The sequence below is a fragment of the candidate division WOR-3 bacterium genome (assembly GCA_039802005.1).
Taxonomy (GTDB): domain Bacteria; phylum Hydrothermota; class Tepidihabitantia; order SM23-42; family JAOAFX01; genus JAOAFX01.
In genome coordinates this window covers 93656-112795 of record JBDRVV010000002.1, presented here as the reverse complement: position 1 = coordinate 112795, position 19140 = coordinate 93656, and the positions used below count along the sequence as shown (strand labels likewise).

Sequence of the window (19140 nt, the reverse complement as noted above, 5' to 3'; positions counted from 1 at the left end):
CAAAATTCCTAAACATTTGAGGGTTTTTTGTAAAAAATAAAAAATATTCCACCCACCAGAGACCATAAAAATGTCAAAAAGAATGAAACAAGTGAGACGGTAAGAGAAACTTCACCACTCAATCCGGTGCGTTGAAATAATATCACATAGGCATTTTCCCGAACACCCAGGGCATTGAATGATATCGGTATCATTGAAATGACATTTATTATGGGCAGATATATAAAGAAAGGGAGTATGGAGACCTGGTAATTACCCATGCTCTTTAAAACAAGATAAGGAGATACGGCAAGGAGTGCCTGGATAATCATTGATTGTATAATACAAAGAATTATCACACCCCAGGCAGAACCAAATTCGGTCATTGTTTTATGGAGATTGTTTATCCTTTCACCAATGTGAAAAAATTTCAATTTAGCAATAACTGGATGAATAAACGAATAAACCTTTTCCGAAAAGAGTATAAATGTGATAAATAGAAGTGTTAGGAGCCCGATTATCATCAGTGATACAAATTCGCTTCTTTTCTGGAAAATATAGAGATAGACTACAGCGAATAATCCGAAGATAAAAAGACCGATAAATCCAAGGATTCTATCGGCAATCACAATCGCAAAGGCATCGGTCTTTTTCTCCCTCATTGAGTAAACAACCCTCATAACATCCCCACCAACAGTGGTGGGCAGAAAGTTATTAAAAAAGAGGGCAATAAAATATATCAGTAGAGAATCTTTGAACGGAATATTCATTTTTTTATAATCAAGCAGAACCTGCCAGCGCCAGGCAGAAACAACAATGAAAAAAAAGTAGGGGATAAGTGCATAAGCCAGAAATCTTATCTCAAGGTTTTTTAAATTTAATAGAATTTTTTCAATATCAAGTTTTATGAGCAAGAATGTGATTAGTCCAATGCCTATTAAAATCCTTAAGACTGACCAGAGAAATGTAAATTTACTTTTCTTTTTTTCTTCCATTATTGAGTCTTTTTTCATTAAGTCTTATTTCTATTCAGGGAATCAAACTTTTCTAAACGGTCAATTATCGCTCTTATTGACTCACCAATCAGTCCTAACGAAAAGAACAGGACTCCCGAGACAATGAGGAGTATGACGAGATATAATAAAGGTCTGAATCCATGTCCTAAGAGTCTAAGGATTATTGCAATGATACCGACTATAATTCCCAAGAGTATTTGAAACATTCCGGCAGTTCCAAAATATAATAAAGGCTTCTGGAGAAATGTTAACTGGAATTTCACTGCAAGAAGGTCAAAAAATCCAATAATAATTCTTACCTTTTTCTGATATTTCGGTGCACCATATAACCTTGGTTTTAAGGACACAGGGATTTCTTTAATGACGAATCCATATTCACTCGCCAGGGGAACTATATAACGGTGCCAGTCTTTGCGCATAGGAATTGTTTCTATGACTTCGCGTCTGAATGCCTTTATTGCATTCATATCATGGACTTTTAAATGGAATAGTTTTCTCCCACACCAGTTATAAACACTTGAGACAAATTTCTTTTCATATTTTCCCTGTTTCCAACCGGTAGCCACATCTGCATTCTGGTTTAAAATCAGATCTACCAATTTAGGCACATCATAAATATCAAACTGCATATCTGCATCATAAATCACCAGAATCTCAGCATTGGTTGTTTTTGCCCCGGTTATTATTGCTTGGGTTTTACCTAAATTTCTTTTATGCCTTGCTATTTTTAGATAATCTCTCTTGTATTCTTCTAATACTTTCTGGGTAGAATCGGTTGAGCCATCATCAATGAAAATGACCTCATAATCTCTGTGTTTTTTGATGAATTCATCAAACATTGAGACGAGATGCGGTATGTTTTCAACTTCGTTATAGGCAGGAACAATTATCCCAATTTTCATATATTTTATTATATATATCCCTTCCTAAAAGTCAAATAGTTTTTGGTTAAATTTAATTGAGAAATCAATACTGTTGACAACGAATGGTTTTTACATATAATTATAATCAGGCATACTGAATGTTGGTTGGCGTTAGATTACAAATGGTAATTCAGGTTTTGGCCGGTTACTCATTGAGTTAATCTCCAATCAAACAGAAGGAAGCTTGAAAGGAGTAAAAATGCCTATCTTTGGTAAAGTAAAGTGGTTTGATAACCGTAAAGGTTATGGTTTCATTGAGAAAGAAGATGGAACCGGTGATGTGTTCGCCCATTTTCAGGAAATAGTGGGCGAAGGCTATCGCACATTATCCGAAGGTGACAGGGTGAAGTTTGAAATCACCAGCACACCGAAAGGACCAAAAGCCACAAAGATAGAACGTGTGTAATGAGTGATCGTTGATACGTTCAAAATAGCCCCGACGCTTGTCGGGGCTATTTTTATTTTGTCTAAAATAATTTTTTCAAAAGTCAACAAAATTAACAGAGTCAGAAAAAGAAAAGTGTCAACTTTTGTTAATAATGGCATTTACATACACCTTACAAAATATTATTGACTTTCTCAAAAAATAGAATATATTAATTCATGCAGGTCTATATTGAACAAATTGGAAAATACGAAGGTAAGGAAGTAGAAATAAAAGGATGGTTATATAATAAGCGATCTTCAGGGAAGGTAAGATTCTTGCTCATTCGTGATGGCACAGGGATCATCCAATCTGTTATCAGTGCGGATGAGGCAAAACCTGAAATCTTTGAAGTAGCAGATAAAATTACCCAGGAATCTTCAGTTATTATTAAGGGGCTTGTGCGTCAGGATAAAAGGGCACCTGGTGGATACGAGATTGTAGCAACAGATTTACAGATTATCCAACTTGCAGAGGATTATCCTATCACACCGAAATCTCATTCCGTAGAATTCTTATTGCCCATTCGCCATCTCTGGATACGTTCAAGGAAACAACATGCAATTTTAAGAATCAGGCATACGGTAATAAAGGCGATAAGAGATTTTTTAGATAATCGTGGTTTTATCAATGCGGATACACCAATACTTACGCCCGCATCTGTGGAAGGAACGACAACATTATTCCCGGTTGATTATTATGGAGAGACTGTTTATTTAACCCAGAGTGGTCAGTTATATAACGAAGCCACTGCGGCATCACTGGGCAAAGTTTATTGTTTCGGACCCACATTCCGCGCTGAAAAATCAAAGACCCGTAGACATCTAACTGAATTCTGGATGGTTGAACCAGAAGTTGCATATTTGGAACTTGATGGCTTGATGGAATTGGAAGAGGATTTTGTAGTATATATTGTTGAGCGTGTTCTGGAGACACGAAAAGAAGAACTAAGAATCTTAGAAAGGGATATGGCAAAACTTGAAAATATAAAGAAGCCTTTTCCGAAGATTACCTATAAAGAAGCAGTTGATTTAATACATAAAAAGGACCCCAATTTTAAATATGGGGATGATTTTGGTGCACCAGAGGAGACTTTGATCAGCGAAAGTTTTGATAGACCTGTTCTCGTCCATCACTATCCTGCTCAGTGTAAGGCATTCTATATGAAACGCGACCCAAAAGACGAGTCACTTTCTCTAAGTGTTGATATGCTTGCACCTGAGGGCTATGGTGAGATAATTGGTGGTGGTCAACGAGAGGATGATTACGAAACTCTGCTCAGGCGTATAAAAGAAAATAATCTTCCAGAAGAGGCATATAAATGGTATCTTGATTTACGAAAATTCGGAACCTGTCCCCATAGTGGGTTTGGACTTGGTGTGGAAAGAACCGTTGCCTGGATTTGTAAGATTCCTCATGTGAGGGAAACAATTCCATTTCCAAGGATGCTGGAAAAGATTTATCCATAGAAATTTTTGGCGATGCGAAAGGGGATAAGAGGACAAAGATGGCAAGATATGATAAATGGCTTGGGTTTTGGTTTGGAAATGGGATTGGTCCATTGGTTATCGTTTGTTGTTCACTAAACCTAATAACTAAATCCTATTTCATTTCTCAACTAAAATCTACAAACAATTTATCCCTTTATAGTTTTTTGAGCCATTCTACCCTTTTATTTTATACATTCAAGGAGGTATAAATGTTTTTTGTGATTTTTATCCTATCAATCATTCCCTATCCAAATCAACCAAACTGGGAATCAACGGATACAGACTATTCAACGGGCGGTGCATTGGTTGATGTTGACCTTGATGGTGATATTGATTTTGTTAGTGGCAATGGTAATGATATGGCACAGAATAGAAATAAAGTGAACTATAATTATAATGATACACTCCAGCATGTTGCAGGATGGCAGTCTTCAGATGTGGGATATAATGCACATATCAGTTTGGGAGATATAAATTATGATGGTTATCCTGATCTTGTTGTGGCAAATTATGGCGATCCTTATACCCCGCAATATGACAAATTCTATTATAATCAATCGGGAACTTTTCAATCAATTTCTTCCTGGAGGCCCCATGACCTTGATAATTCATTTTCCTGTGCGTTTGGAGATATGGATGGAGATGGTGATTTAGACCTTGCTGTTGCCTGTGGTGAGTCTTATGGTGATAGTGCCCAGAAGGCGAAGGTGTATTTAAATAATAATGGAATTTTAGATACACTCCCTGTCTGGCAGTCAAATATCGCTTCCTATTTTTATGATGTTTCCTGGGTTGATATTGACAATGACGGTGATTTAGACCTCGGTCTTGTGGCAGAGCTCGGACCAAATTTGATATACCGCAATACCAATGGAATGCTGGAATCAACACCTTACTGGCAGTCAGCAAATTCCTTGAATACTTTGAAACTTGCATTCGGCGATGTTGATAATGATGGTGACCTTGATATGGTCTGTGCCAATAATGGGCAACTCGGGGGTCAGAGCAATGTTCAACTATACCTAAACAATGGTTCAAACCTATCAACTACCCCTGCTTGGACAAGCCAGAATCTCACATATTATTCCTGTGTTGCATTAGGTGATGTTGATCAAGATAATGATTTAGACCTTGCCGCTGGTGGCTGGTGGGAATCGGTAAAGGTCTTTGAAAATACAAATGGAACATTTCCCCAGACTCCATCCTGGCAATGGAGTCCATCAAATCCTTATCAACTTGTTTGTGAAAATATTATTTTTGGTGATGTTGATAATACACAACCTGTATCAATCACAAATGAACCGCATATTGTTACACCTGCAAAACGGGTTTTTTATCTCAATAAACGATGGATAAAGAATATCACAAGGGTGAGAAGAGCAAGTGGTGATTTGAACAGAAACCAATATTGCTTTTCATATACTGATGGCTGGGTATCAATTGCAAATATCATTACTCAACCAGAAACTATATGGGTTGATTATACATATTCAAAGAATCTTGATTTGCTTGTTACCAACTGGCACCAGACCAGGGGAAATTTTCTGTTCTTAAATACAATGAGCCAATGTGTGGCTGAAAATAACAATGATGAATCAATATTCTTTGAATTTCCAAACCCGAGCAAAGGAAATTTTTCGATAAAAACAAATCTTTTAAATTTTAAAATAAAGATTTTTGATATCTCCGGAAGATTAATACTACAGCAAACTAAAAAGAATGTTGAACTAAATACACCAGGCATTTATTTCGTAGAAATTTATCACTGCGGAAAAAGGGTTAAGTCCGAAAAATTAGTGATTATAAAATAAAAGTATTCTAAGAAATCTGAACTGCATTTTTGTCCTTGACTTGTTGCAAAGAAATGGATATACTTTGTCAGCATAAATTTTTTCCCATAATAACAAAGACCCAAGTCTTTGAAAGGAGGTGCCAAAACGAAATATTTTTTTGTTGTTTCAAAATAGCGAAAGGAGAATATAATGGTGTTATTAAAAAGCAATAAACACTTTATAGTGTTGATGGTTTTGTTTTCTGTAGTGTTGGTTCGGGGTCAGATGATTTGTTTGAAGACATATCAGTTTGACCCGAGGAATGGTGAACCAATAATAGCCAATAATCTTATCGCACAGGAAGAGGATTGGAACTACTATATTATTCAATTTAAAGGTCCGATCTTAAAAGAATGGAAACAAGAGTTGAAAAATATCGGTGCACAGGTAATAGGTTATCTCCCTGATTATGCATATATTGTGCGTATGGATAAGATTCAGAAGCAAATGATAAATCAGAAGTCATTTATCAACTGGATAGGTTTGTGGCATCCTGCTTATAAGATACATCCTGATTTGCGCGTTATTACTGGTTTACAGAAGGTAACAATTATGGTCTTTGATACCGAAGACCTGACCGAAATAGCCGCAAGAATTAATAACACTGGAGCACGGATTCTTGATATATCGGAAGTTGTAAGTAAACTGATTGTTGCTGAAATAGGTGCTAACCAGGTAGAGACTATAGCAAATATTAAAGGAGTTTACTGGATCGAACCACGGCCTGAGATTCAGTTGCATAACAATAATTCAACACGTATTGTTCAGTGTGGTTCGGTTGGAGACACGACAATCTGGGCAAAGGGTATCAAAGGACAGGGGCAGATACTTGGTACAACCGACTCCGGTATTACGACTGCCCATTGGGCATTCTATCATTCAACATATCCGATAACAACCTGGGGAAGCTACCCAAGCCATAGAAAGATTGTAAATTACAGTCGAGGTGGAAGTTCTGCGACATTTGGCGATGAGTCATCAAACTACTGGCATGGTTCACACACCGGCTGCACAGTATGTGGAGATGACTCATATAATGGTGGTACATCCATCTATGACGGTATCGCTAAACTCGCGAAACTTTCTTTTTGCGATATTGGATATTCGGGTGGCTTAAGCATCTGGTCGGATTTAAACCAACTCTGGGATACAAGTTATGCCTATGGTGCTCGGGTTGTATCTAATTCCTGGGGTGCCTCTACAGGTGGTGCTTACTATAGTTATGATGCACAGGCAGATCAGTTTATGTGGCGTAGAAAAACCTGTTTGTTGGTCATTTCAGCAGGAAATTCTGGTTCGGGTGCAAATACCACAGGTAGCCCTGGGAACGCTAAAAATGCATTGACAATCGGCGCAGTTGGCAGGGTTTCTCCGACGACGATAGCATCTTATTCCTCAAGAGGACCAACAGATGATAATCGTTATAAACCAACAGTAATGGCACCTGGTGGATTGAATACCACAGGAGATCCTGGTTTGTATTCGGCAAGTGGTGGAACATCAGGTTCCAGTAGTAGTTACTGGCAGATGTCAGGAACGAGCATGGCATCACCATCTGCCTGTGGCGCGGTCGGTTTGATAAGAGAATATCTTAACCGTGGTTTTTATCCAACCGGTTCCGAAGTGCCTGGTAATGCAATTGCCAATCCATCGGCTGCACTCTTGAAGGCGATGGCGGTAATATCAGCAGATAATAATATTTCCGGTTACACAGTTCCGAATTACAATATCGGCTGGGGTAGAATTGACCTTGATAGCGTATTATACTTCACTGGCGAATCAAAAAAATTGCTTCTCCATGATTCTGCATCAGGGGGTCTTGATACAGGTGATAGTGTCGTCTATCAATGGCAAGTCAATAGTTCTTCCGTTCCTTTGAGAGTAACTCTGTGCTGGACTGATAGCGCCGGAAACACAAGTGCCGCACGTGCCATTGTAAATAACCTTGACCTCAGGGTAAGAAGTCCTTCAGGGACATATTACTGGGGCAATGTCTATTCTGGTGGCCAGTCGGCAACGGGCGGAAGCCGGGATACCTTAAATGTTGAAGAGAATTTCCGGCTTAATTCACCCGCTACCGGTGTCTGGACTGCCTGGGTTGTGGGCAGAAATGTGCCGACTGGAGCAAGGCAACCTTACGCACTTGTGATTACCGGTGATGTTTCAAACCTCCAGATCGGAATTGCTGAGAATACAGGACCTTCGGAAATAAAGGTGAAAAATCTCTTCAATACGTCTATTTTGACACATAATTGTGTTGATTATGCACTAAATCTTAATAAATCAGGCAAGGTAGAGATCAAAATCTATAATATTTTAGGTGCCTGCGTTTATACCAATGAAAAATTCTACGCAAAAGGTGAACATAGAGAGTCAATTTCAATGGCAAAAATGCCCCAGGGGATCTATTATCTATTCTTTAACTTGCCTGACGGTATAAAAAAGCAAAAGATTGTTCTGGTGAAATAAGAAGAATAAAAAATAAAGGGGTTCTGATTTCGGATCAGAACCCCCCTTTCTATTTCAATCTTTAATCAAAATCAAAAAATTCTGAGAAATTAAATTTGAAGTTTTCGGGATAGTATTCGCCCCGTTCTTTGTCCAAAAGATATTTGCCTCTGTATTCTTTTCTTACAATCTTTTGCAGCATTTCTATTAGAAAATCAATCTCTTTTTTCGTATTATAAATTCCAAAGCTTATTCTCACCGCACCCGGTATTTCAGAACGGTCCCTATTTATAATCATTTTTTCAATCTTTTTTGCTTCTTCCTGTGTAACACCGAGCAGGCACTTTACATAGGGGTGGGCACAGAAACAACCATTACGAACCCCAATGCCACCTTCATAACTTAAGATTGCAGAGACGAGTGCATGGTGCATTCCCTTGATGTTAAAAGAGATGACCCCCAGTCGGTTATGTGCATTTTTCGGGTCTCGGTCACCATAAATGATTATTTCTGGAATTTTGTTCAGTTCTTTAAGGGCATAGGCAGTGAGTTTGGTTTCGTGTTTAATTATCTCGTCAAACCCCACCTTATTAATCAGTCTGATAACCTCGGCAAGGGCAACGACACCGATTATATCAGGGGTTCCAGCTTCTTCTCTTTCGGGCAAGTCTTTCCAGTAGGCACTCTCCAAGTCTACAATATCCGCAGTTCCTCCACCTACATCATCAGGTGTGCCATACAGAAATGCGGATTTATCACCGACGAGGACACCTATCCCATAAGGTGCATACATTTTGTGGGCGGAGAAAGACAGATAATCAATATGTTCAGGGTCGTTTTTAGGTTTCATATCTATTGGCCTATGAGGTGCAAGTTGTGCGGCATCAACTGCAATCTGGGCACCAACTTCATGTGTCAGGCGGGCAAATTCATATATCGGATTTATATAGCCGGTAACATTTGATGCCCCACTTATCGCAACGAGTTGTATTCTACCAGCATATTTTTTTAATTTTTCATAAAAATCATTTTTGTTTATTGTTCCATCAGGATTTAGTTCAATGTGAACCACCTGTGCAACTTTACGCCAGGGCAATTCGTTTGAGTGGTGCTCCATAATTGTAGTAAGGACGATAGGTTTTTCTTTATCCAAGGCAGGACATTGGAACCTGCTGGAAAGTTTATTTATTGCCTCGGTTGTATTTTTACAGAATATTACACAGCAATTGTCATCGGCTTTGACAAAATCTGCAATTATATTCCTTGCTTCTTCAAAGACCCATGAAGAGAGTTGTGATTTGAATCCAGTACCACGATGGACATTTGAATACCATTTTAAAAATTCGCCGATTTTTTTCTGAACGGGTAGTAGTGCAGGTGTGCTCGCGGCATTATCAAAATTTATATATCTTCTTTTTGAGCCATCCAGAAGCACAACCTCTTCATTAAGACCAATTATTTGTTTCGCCAATTTTTTTAATGTTAATTTATAATTTTTGCCAGACATCTTTATCAAGACTCCTGTATTGTATTGCTTCAGCAATATGCTGAACTTTTATAACATCACTCGATTCCAGGTCGGCTATGGTTCTTGCGACCTTTAATATTTTATCATAGGCACGGGCAGAGAGTCCAAATTTTTCTATCGCAGTTTTAAGGAGATTTTGCGATTCTTCGTCTATTGTACAGTATTTTCTTATGTCCTTTGTTTCCATATGGGCGTTGCAGAATATCTTTCTTTTTGTATCTTTGAATCTATTTAATTGAATTTCTCTTGCCCTTGTTACCCTTTTCTTTATCTCTTCGGACGATTCTCCGGGTTGGGCTGATTTGAGCTCATCGTATTTAAGCCCGGGAACCTCAATATGTATATCAATGCGGTCAAGTAGTGGTCCTGAGATCTTTGCCCGATAATGCTGGATTTGAACTGGTGTGCATCTGCATTCATGATATGGGTCAGTAAAATACCCACAGGGGCATGGATTCATTGCCGCGGCGAGCATAAAACGGGCAGGATAAGTGAGGGTAACTTTTGCCCTGCCGATCGTAACCGAACCATCCTCAAGGGGCTGGCGTAAGACTTCAAGGACATTTTTATGAAATTCGGGCAACTCGTCAAGGAATAATACCCCATTGTGCGCCAGCGAAACCTCGCCGGGTTTTGGGATATGGCCACCACCAATTATCCCGGCGTCAGAGATTGTGTGGTGGGGTGAGCGAAATGGCCTTGTGCCAATAAGTGATTCGCCCGGCGGAAGGATTCCGGCAACTGAATGAATCTTTGTTGTTTCAAGTGCTTCCTGCAGGGTCATTGGTGGAAGTATTGTAACAAGCCTGCGTGCGAGCATCGTTTTTCCTGTGCCGGGTGGTCCGATCATCAATATATTATGACCACCAGCCGCAGCAATTTCCAATGCCCTCTTTGCATGATACTGCCCTTTTACTTCGGCAAAGTCAATAGGGTATTTAGAGGCTGATTTGAATATGCCTTCTCGGTCAACGCTTACGGGATTTACCTGTATTTCACCATTCAAAAATGCTACAACTTCAATCAGGTTATCAAAACCATAGACATTTATGTCTTCAACTATCGCAGCCTCTTTTGCATTTGCTGATGGTAGAATCAAACCATCAAGTTTGTTTGCCCGGGCAGCGAGCGAGATTGATATTGCACCCTTTATCGGCCTTAATGAACCGTCAAGCGATAATTCACCAAGAATCGCATAGCGATCAAGACTGCCCGTGCGAACAGTTTGTGATGCTGCAAGAATACCTATGGCAATTGGTAAGTCAAAACTTGAACCTTCTTTTTTTATATCAGCAGGTGCTAAATTTACTGTGATTCTTTTTGAGGGAAAACGGAAACCTGCATTCTTTATCGCAGCATATACACGGTCTTTAGATTCCTTTACCGCATTGTCCGGAAGCCCCACTGTAGTAAATGCCGGAAGACCACCCGAAAGGTCTACTTCTACATTTACTAAATATCCTTCAATGCCAAAAGTAGCACAGGATAGAACTCGGGAAAGCATAATTGATTATAATTAAAAAGCAAATTGTGTCAATTATTTGTGTCAGTTCATTTAAAATCTTCGGGTAATGAGTCTATCACCAGTTGAATAGTGGTTCGACGGGCACGAGAATAGTTGTTGTAACTTGAAAATTCATATTCCCCGGGATCTTTGGCAAGCCCGCGGTTGACCGGCTGCATGTGGATGTAATCAAGATGTTCCTTTAACTGTGCCATATTTTCAACAAGCTCCGCATCAAAACTTTGTGACCAGACCGTACCTTCTCTTTTTTTTACTTCATTATATTTTCTTGCGAAGTTTCCCTTAATCAATTTCATTATTTTTGAAACAGTAAACATTTTCCCGGGTTGTATTATAACATAAAACGATTCGGGCATTATTAGATAGCCATAGATTTTGTAATTCAGCATATAGCGATGGTAGCCAATGGATAATAAAAGGAATCTTGCCCAGTGAGGGTCATTGAATATTTCAATACAGTCCTTGGTTGTGGTCCAGATGTAGTAGATTGCTCCGGGTTTTATTACACGTTTTGACATTGTTCCTCCTATTTTAAAATTTGTTCCATCACCTCACGGTTTAAATTTTTAACAATGAGTATCGTTAACTTCAAAAGATTCTCGTAATCTTCATAAGATATGATACTTGAGGCGGAGTGGACATACCTCGTTGGAATACCCAATGCCAGACTGGGTACGCCAAAATTTGTGAGGTGAATAGCGCCCGTATCATATCCCCCCTTGATTGATGTTAGATGATACGGAATGTTATTGGTTTCTGCAAGTTCTATTACAAAATCCCTTAAATTTTTGTGTGGTATCATTGTCCGATCATAAATAAGAATTGCTACACCAGCGCCAAGTTTTTCATTTGCATCAGCACCATTCCCAGGGGTATCGCGGCAGATACTAACATCAAGTGCAAATGCAAAATCGGGCTGTATTAAGGAAGCAGATGTTTTGGCACCCCTCAATCCAACTTCTTCCTGGACAGTACCCACGAGATAGGCAGTATTGGGATGTTCAATTGCGGATAATTCCTGTAGCATATCAACCAGCAATGCACAACCGACCCTGTCGTCCCATGCCTTGGCAAGCAATAGGTCCCCGTTCGCCATCTGTTCAAAGGGACCTACAGGCATAATGGGGTCTCCCGGTTTTATTCCGAGTTTTTCTGTAACTTGAAAATTTTTAGTTGCCCCCACATCAATATACATATGGTCTATTTCAGGAAGTTTTTTTCTCTCTTCAGGAGAAAGTTCGTGGATAGGCTTCAATCCAATAACCCCGGGAATGAGCTCACCCTTTTTGTTTTTAACCCGTACGCGCATTCCAGGAAGATTGCCGTCCCACCAGCCACCAATCGGCAAGAATTTTATGAAACCTTCTTTTGTGATTTCTTTAACCATAAATCCAATTTCATCCATATGTGCTGCGAACATAATCTTTGGACTATCATTCGTTCCGTTCTTCTGAGCAATTACACTACCAATGCGGTCTCTTAAAACCCTTGCATACTTTGCAAATTTTCCCTTCAGTATCTCAACAATATCATCTTCATAACCTGAGATACCAAATGCCTCTGAAAGTTCTTTCAGATTCTGTAAGTGATTCATTAATCCTCCTTAAATATCAAGATTTTCAACAAATTTTGCATTTTCTTCAATGAATTTTCTTCTGGGTTCTACTTCGTCGCCCATAAGTATTGAAAATAACCTATCTGCCTCTGCTGCATCCTCCATCGTTACCTTTTTTAAAATTCTTTTCTCGGGGTCCATCGTTGTCTTCCAGAGCTGCTCAGGATTCATTTCGCCAAGACCTTTATAACGCTGAATGTCATATTTTTCCCCAGAGTGTTTTTTTAAGAATTTTTGTAGTTCTTCGTCAGAGTACAAATATTCCTCTTTTTTATCGTAACGGATGCGATATAGTGGTGGTTGGGCAATATAGATAACTCCGGCATCAATCAATTCCCTCATAAATCTGAAAAAGAAGGTAAGAAGAAGAGTTCTTATATGCGCGCCATCAACATCGGCATCGGTCATAATCACAATCTTTTTATATCGCAATTTAGAAATATCAAAGTCATCCTCACCGATACCACAGCCAATCGCAGAAATCAATGTCCTTATCTCTTCGTTGCTGAGAATTTTGTTTAACCCGCTTTTCTCCACATTGATAATTTTACCCCTTAAAGGTAGTATCGCCTGGAATCTTCTATCCCTTCCTTGCTTGGCACTACCTCCTGCGGAATCTCCCTCAACAACAAATATTTCAGCCTCATCCGGATTCTCACTGGAGCAATCCGCGAGCTTGCCCGGCAGGAATTCGCTATCAATCAGCGATTTTCTTCGGGTTAGTTCTCTTGCCTTTCTTGCTGCTTCACGGGATTTGGCTGCGGTCAGGACTTTATTAACAATCACATTTGCAATCCTTGGGTTTTCTTCAAGGAAGGCATAAAATTTTTCGTTCATCAAGGATTCAACAGCACCCTTTGCTTCAGGGTTACCTAATTTTGTTTTGGTCTGTCCTTCAAATTGCGGTTCTTTTATCTTTATAGATACAACGGCAGTGAGCCCTTCCCGGGTATCTTCTCCGGTAAAAGCAAGGTCCTCTTTCAGTTGATTGTGTTTTCTTGCGTATTCATTGAGGGTTCTCGTTAATGCTGATTTGAATCCTATAAGATGTGTTCCGCCCTCATGGGTATTTATTGTGTTGGCAAATGTGAATATATTTTCAAGATATGAATCATTATATTCCATTGCGATTTCAATCTCAATGCCATTCTGGGTATCGTGGACATAGAATGGTTTGTGTAGTCTTTGCCTGCCCGAATCAAGATATTTGACAAGGTCAAGCACACCTTCGGTTGAATAGAATCTTTCTTTTGTGCCTGATTTTAAATCTTCAAAGTCAATCTTTAGTCCTTTATTTAAAAATGCAATTTCTCTTAGTCGTTGTGCTACAATTTCTTTGTTAAATTCAACTTTTCGGAATATGTCTTTATCCGGTTTAAATCTTATCTTGGTACCTCTTTTCTTTGCCTTTCCTATTACTTTTACTGGCTCTTCAGGTTCACCTTTTTTATATCTTTGAAAATATATCTTACCATCACGATATACCTCTGCTTCAAGAAATTCGCAGAGTGCATTCACCGCGGAAACACCAACTCCGTGCAAACCACCGCTTATCCGGTAGACTTTATCGTCAAATTTTCCTCCGGCATGGAGCATTGTCATAACGACCTCAAGCGCAGATTTTTTCTGTGTTGGATGCATATCAGTGGGAATACCCCTGCCATTATCTTCAACCTCAACAATATCTTTATCAATCGTCACCCTGATATGGTCACAATGTCCGGCAAGTGCCTCATCAACACTATTGTCAACGACTTCAAATATAAGGTGATGCAGACCTCTGATACCTACATCACCGATATACATTGCTGGCCTGCGACGGACTGCCTCAAGACCTTTTAATATCTGAATCTGCGATGCATCATATCTATCTTCAACTTTATTCTTCATTTTTTCTTCATCCATAATTACTCCTTAAAAGAGCCTCCTTTTCTAATAATAAATTTAATATCTTTAAGATTTGCGCCTAACTCATTAAACTTCTTTAAAATTTTGTTTTTTAAAAGAAACAGTTGTGCCTGCCATACAGGATTATCAACGACAACATAGAGGTTTGATTCATTTATGTTTATCGCCCTTGCATGCTGGGCAATCTTTTCACCGACGATATTTTCCCAGTGTTTGACCATTTCTATTTCTTTAAATTTTTCTTCTAAATTCATTGATTTTATCACCCTGGGCAATATTTTATTTATTTTCTCAGGATAACGCAATATAGCCCCGCTTAATAATTAATACCTTTTTATTATGTTTATTTATGTCTTCCAGTCCATTGACCGTTGCATAAAAGATCTGTCCCTTCAGCATTTCAAAAAATTGTTTTCTATGGAACCGGTCAAGTTCAATCATTACTTCGTCAAGGAGTAATATCGGTTCCTCGTTTATCTTTTGTTTTATGATTTCCCTTTCAATCAGTTTCAGAAGTAATGCAATGATTCTTGTTTCCCCTTCTGATGAAAATTCTTTCACCGGATACCCATTTATTTTTATCGTAAAATCATCACGATGAGGTCCCAAAAGTGTCTCTGCTCTATTAAATTCCATTGATTCAACCTTTTTTAATGCTTCAAGGGTCAACTCCATATCAGGGCAGGGGCTGAGGTATTCAAATGAAATATTATTAAGTCCAATTTCTTTAGCCTTTATTTCAAGGACCTCTTTAAAAACAGGCAGGATTTTTTTTCGTTCTGCATATATCAAATTTGCCCAGTGGATAAATCGTTCATTATACACATCCAAAAGCGATATATCAAGATTACCCTGTTGAAGAATGAGATTGCGCTGGCGCAAGATCTTTTTATATTCATTAAGATTTGCACCATATACCGGGTGCAATTTTATCAATAACCAGTCTAAAAAACTTCTTCTCTTGGCTGGCGATCCCTTTATTATCCAGATATCATTTAAAGACATAATAACTACCGGCAGCCAGCCAACATAATCACTCAGGCGTTCCTTTTCGTTACCGTTTACAGTGAATTTTTTTGTTCCATTATAAAAAATACTTGCGTTCATTTCATTGGAGACGCTCGTTACTCTCATATATGATTCATTAAACTTCACCATATTCCTATCATCATTTGTTCTAAATGAAGTGCCATAGGCTGAAAAAAAGATTGCTTCAAGAAGATTTGTCTTACCCGCACCATTCTCACCGGTGATGATATTTAAGTCTTCACAAAACGATATTTCACCATCCTTCAAGTTGCGAAATCCTTCGTATATAATTGTCTGTAGTACCATTACAATATTATATACATATTAATACGAAAGTCAAGGAAAAAATGTGTTTGGCGGTCAAAATTTTATTCCTTTGCGCCCACCTTTAATCGCACCGCTGCAGCCTTAGTTAAAACATCGGCGCCACGGAGCGACTTTCAGTCGCAACAACAATGTCACAAACCTTAAAATAAATTCAGGGCAGGCTCTGAGGGTTTGCTCTACAGTCCTGCAGAGTAAAATCTGCCACCACATTTCAAACATTTGTAGTGGTCGAGCTTGCTCGACAATTTAAAGCGCAAACCTAAAGGTTTGCCCTACGACTATTCCATTCCTATGGAGGGGGATTTAGTGCTCTTTAATCCCTTAAAATAACACATTTCTTCGTTATCAGCTTTTCATTAACAAACAATTTTACAAAATACACACCACTTGTAAAGGGTTTTCAGCAAGCGTTAACACACCTTGTTATCAGTTTAGAAGAGAACTTAAAATTTATCCAACCTGGATTTACCGGTATAAAATCCTTACAGATTAACTCCACAAAAAATGTCCGCCTTTGAGTTAAGGCGTAAACATTTTAGGTCAAATTTACTCCTTATCTCAACATCACCACCTTAACAGTTGCCTTTGAGGTGCCCATCTGGTAGGTTATGAAATACACACCTGCAGGCAACCGACGATTCAAATCATCCTTACCATCCCAGATAACCTCATAATATCCTGCCTGCTTCTCTTCATTGAAAATAGTCCTGACTCTCTGCCCTAATACATTATAAACTTCCAGACTATATCTACCATACTTACCCGCACGAAGCCCAAGTTTAACACTATTACGAAATGGATTGGGCATAATCGTAATTATCCCTGATGGCACTAACGGTCCAATCATTCTTTCCTCTTTTGAACTCTGCACAATCCCAAGATAATATTGAATATCTTTTTCGTTTGTTACATCGCTATAACTATTTCTCTCAGGACCTAATGTCGCAATCTTTTCTTTTGTGTTATTTACCTCACGATAGAGATTGAAGCCCGTAATATCACCACCTGAAATCTGCCATTTTAAGTTTACAAAGCCACCAAAGTCCTGATAACCACTGAATTGTGCAATTGTTATCGGTGAAGGTTGGGCAGAAAATGGTCCATGATGGTCAAACTTGCCCCAGTTATCATAAACCCTGACCCAGTAATAATAGGTATTAGAAAATTCAACTGCGGTATCAAGGATATTATAAAACGGTGGGTTTTTGGGATTAATAGTCTGTAATTGATGCCAGCCTGTGGTATCGGGTTGGGTATTTTTTAGTATCTGATAATGACTGGTATTTTCTTCAAATTTGCCGTGCCATTTAATTAGAATATATTTATCACCACCTTTGCAGGTGATAGAATCAGGCAGTCCGGCTTCGGTGATTTTGGCTACCCTGACACAACCCCAGGCACCTGCATAATCAAGACGATAGATGACTTCGTTAATGCCATCCCCATTCACATCCCCAGCATTGCAAACCCCACCAACCCCATCCTCATAATATACCTTACCGACATAAACTGCATCAGGAATCGTATCAGGTGATGGACCACCAAGATATAATAATATCCGTCCTGTGAAACAATCGTTCATTGCCCCTTCATAGGAATAATTACCCACAACAATGTCATCATATCCATCGCCATTATAATCACCAATACAATCAAGCGAATTGCCTAAATCATGGGTAATGAATGGGATTCCTTCTATGTGCCAGTCAGGAAAGGTGTCCAGTTCTGGGCCACCATAAAAGAGTAAAACCCTGCCAATGGAACTACCAGGTTCAGGATAGAAGAAATCACCGACCATAAAATCGTTATACCCATCACCATTGAAATCACCGGCGTTGGAGACGACCATACCAAAGTTCTGCAAGTCCCGTGTGCCATAATACCACCAGTCCGGCAGCGTATCCATCGGATTACCACCAAGGAATACATAAGCCTTGCCTGCAGCGCCCAACACCTGCCCATGCTCCATATTATTCGGTGCACCCACGATTATATCTTCATAACCATCGCCATTGACATCACCAAGGTTATCAATGGCAAAGCCAAGTTGCTCATAGCGGGCAGGAAAAGGCATCCAGTAATTACCACCATTGATAATGACATCCGGGATTGTGTCCAATAGCGGTCCGCCATAATAGATATACACCCGTCCCCGACACCGGTCATACCAGTTCCAGGAGGACGAATATTCAGCAAATCCGATAACAATATCTTTGTAGCCATCTCCGTTTACATCAGAGCCACAAACTGCCGACGGATTTCTGTCACCTACCCAGAAGGGTGGGTTATAAATGAGATGTCCTGTTACAATCATTTCGGGAATAGTGTCTGGAGATGGAGAACCGAAATAAATATAAATCTTCCCGCCTTGCGCAATATCGCCCCAGGGCATCGTATCGGTAATAGCATTCCAGGCGACAATAGCAAAATCATCAAATCCATCACCATTCACATCGCCAAGGCCGTTGATTACCAAATTGCCGAAACCGTCGGAATAATAGTAGATTCCCCCGTTTATATGATGATGAAAAAATATTAAATCGGGTTCACTACTCAAAAATTTTCTGCCATAATGTAGAAATACATGTTCACCAAGCGTAGTATCTTGCTCATAATAATAGTTTCCTGATGACCTATTTACCAAAAAATCGTCATATCCATCACCATTTACATCCCCGACTCCACAACATCTCATACCATAGACAAACGGCGGCAATGTAGTATCCGCAGGGAACTCCATCTTCTCCCATATCGTCTGGAATCTTGTGCCAAAGCAGAGGGCAGATATGAGTAGAGAAAACAATATAATTTTGACTTTGTTAAAAATTCTATCAAATCTCCCTTCATCCCCCTTTTCTAAATGGGGAAATAGGGGGATTACAAAAAGCGGATAAAGGGGGATTATATAAGAAGTAAGAGAAAAGCGCCTGTTTCTTTGTAAACGATGGATTAAGGGTAATTTTAGTTTATTCTGCATAATCACATTTTCTTTGCGGGGATGGTCAATTTTTGGCCACCCCCGCTGCGCTCTCTACCTCCTTACAATCAATTTCTCCACTGCTTGATAATCATCAGTCTTCATGCGAATAAAGTAAA

The 19140-nt window shown here is 39.2% G+C and carries 14 protein-coding genes; 4 read left to right on the top strand and 10 right to left on the bottom strand.

Annotated features, from left to right (window positions below):
* Positions 1-8: 8 nt before the first annotated feature.
* Positions 9-992, bottom strand: a complete 984-nt coding sequence (locus tag ABIL69_01210) for a lysylphosphatidylglycerol synthase transmembrane domain-containing protein (GenBank protein ID MEO0122610.1) — start codon at positions 990-992, stop codon at positions 9-11.
* Entirely contained in the window at positions 992-1897 is a 906-nt protein-coding gene (locus ABIL69_01205) for a glycosyltransferase family 2 protein (GenBank protein MEO0122609.1), read from the bottom strand. Before ABIL69_01205 ends, ABIL69_01210 begins: the two co-directional genes overlap by 1 nt.
* Before the next feature lie 220 nt (positions 1898-2117).
* On the opposite strand from ABIL69_01205, the gene ABIL69_01200 reads away from it, so the two are divergent.
* The 4 genes from ABIL69_01200 (at position 2118) to ABIL69_01185 (ending at position 8133) form a co-directional block, all read left to right on the top strand.
* Positions 2118-2324, top strand: a complete 207-nt coding sequence (locus tag ABIL69_01200; GenBank protein MEO0122608.1) for a cold shock domain-containing protein — start codon at positions 2118-2120, stop codon at positions 2322-2324.
* Positions 2325-2521: 197 nt separating this feature from the next.
* Positions 2522-3811, top strand: a complete 1290-nt coding sequence (asnS, locus tag ABIL69_01195) for an asparagine--tRNA ligase (GenBank protein ID MEO0122607.1) — start codon at positions 2522-2524, stop codon at positions 3809-3811.
* Between the two features lie 230 nt (positions 3812-4041).
* Positions 4042-5643, top strand: a complete 1602-nt coding sequence (locus ABIL69_01190; GenBank protein MEO0122606.1) for an FG-GAP-like repeat-containing protein — start codon at positions 4042-4044, stop codon at positions 5641-5643.
* Between the two features lie 171 nt (positions 5644-5814).
* On the top strand, positions 5815-8133 hold the full coding sequence (locus tag ABIL69_01185; GenBank protein ID MEO0122605.1) for a S8 family serine peptidase: 2319 nt from the start codon (positions 5815-5817) through the stop codon (positions 8131-8133).
* 61 nt (positions 8134-8194) lie between these two features.
* On the opposite strand, the gene ABIL69_01180 is transcribed toward ABIL69_01185, so the two are convergent.
* The 8 genes from ABIL69_01180 to ABIL69_01145 all read right to left on the bottom strand — a co-directional run bounded on the left by ABIL69_01180 (position 8195) and on the right by ABIL69_01145 (position 19021).
* Entirely contained in the window at positions 8195-9619 is a 1425-nt protein-coding gene (locus ABIL69_01180) for an aminotransferase class V-fold PLP-dependent enzyme (GenBank protein MEO0122604.1), read from the bottom strand.
* A complete protein-coding gene (locus ABIL69_01175; GenBank protein MEO0122603.1) occupies positions 9600-11144 on the bottom strand; it encodes a YifB family Mg chelatase-like AAA ATPase in 1545 nt (514 codons plus the stop codon). The genes ABIL69_01180 and ABIL69_01175 overlap by 20 nt, the downstream gene beginning before the upstream one ends.
* 47 nt (positions 11145-11191) lie before the next feature.
* Complete coding sequence (locus ABIL69_01170; protein MEO0122602.1) at positions 11192-11683, bottom strand: transposase; 492 nt, start codon at positions 11681-11683, stop codon at positions 11192-11194.
* Between the two features lie 8 nt (positions 11684-11691).
* Positions 11692-12759, bottom strand: coding sequence for a M42 family metallopeptidase (locus ABIL69_01165; GenBank protein ID MEO0122601.1), 1068 nt, complete (start codon positions 12757-12759; stop codon positions 11692-11694).
* A 9-nt stretch (positions 12760-12768) separates the two neighbouring features.
* Positions 12769-14685 carry a DNA topoisomerase (ATP-hydrolyzing) subunit B gene (gyrB, locus tag ABIL69_01160; GenBank protein MEO0122600.1) on the bottom strand — a complete coding sequence of 639 codons (1917 nt, stop codon included), beginning with the start codon at positions 14683-14685 and terminating at the stop codon, positions 12769-12771.
* A 2-nt stretch (positions 14686-14687) separates the two neighbouring features.
* Positions 14688-14993: a DUF721 domain-containing protein gene (locus ABIL69_01155; GenBank protein MEO0122599.1), complete on the bottom strand. Its 306-nt coding sequence runs from the start codon at positions 14991-14993 to the stop codon at positions 14688-14690.
* Entirely contained in the window at positions 14980-16023 is a 1044-nt protein-coding gene (recF, locus tag ABIL69_01150; GenBank protein ID MEO0122598.1) for a DNA replication and repair protein RecF, read from the bottom strand. The genes ABIL69_01155 and recF overlap by 14 nt, the downstream gene beginning before the upstream one ends.
* A 574-nt stretch (positions 16024-16597) precedes the next feature.
* Positions 16598-19021 carry a FlgD immunoglobulin-like domain containing protein gene (locus tag ABIL69_01145; GenBank protein MEO0122597.1) on the bottom strand — a complete coding sequence of 808 codons (2424 nt, stop codon included), beginning with the start codon at positions 19019-19021 and terminating at the stop codon, positions 16598-16600.
* Positions 19022-19140: the final 119 nt, after the last annotated feature.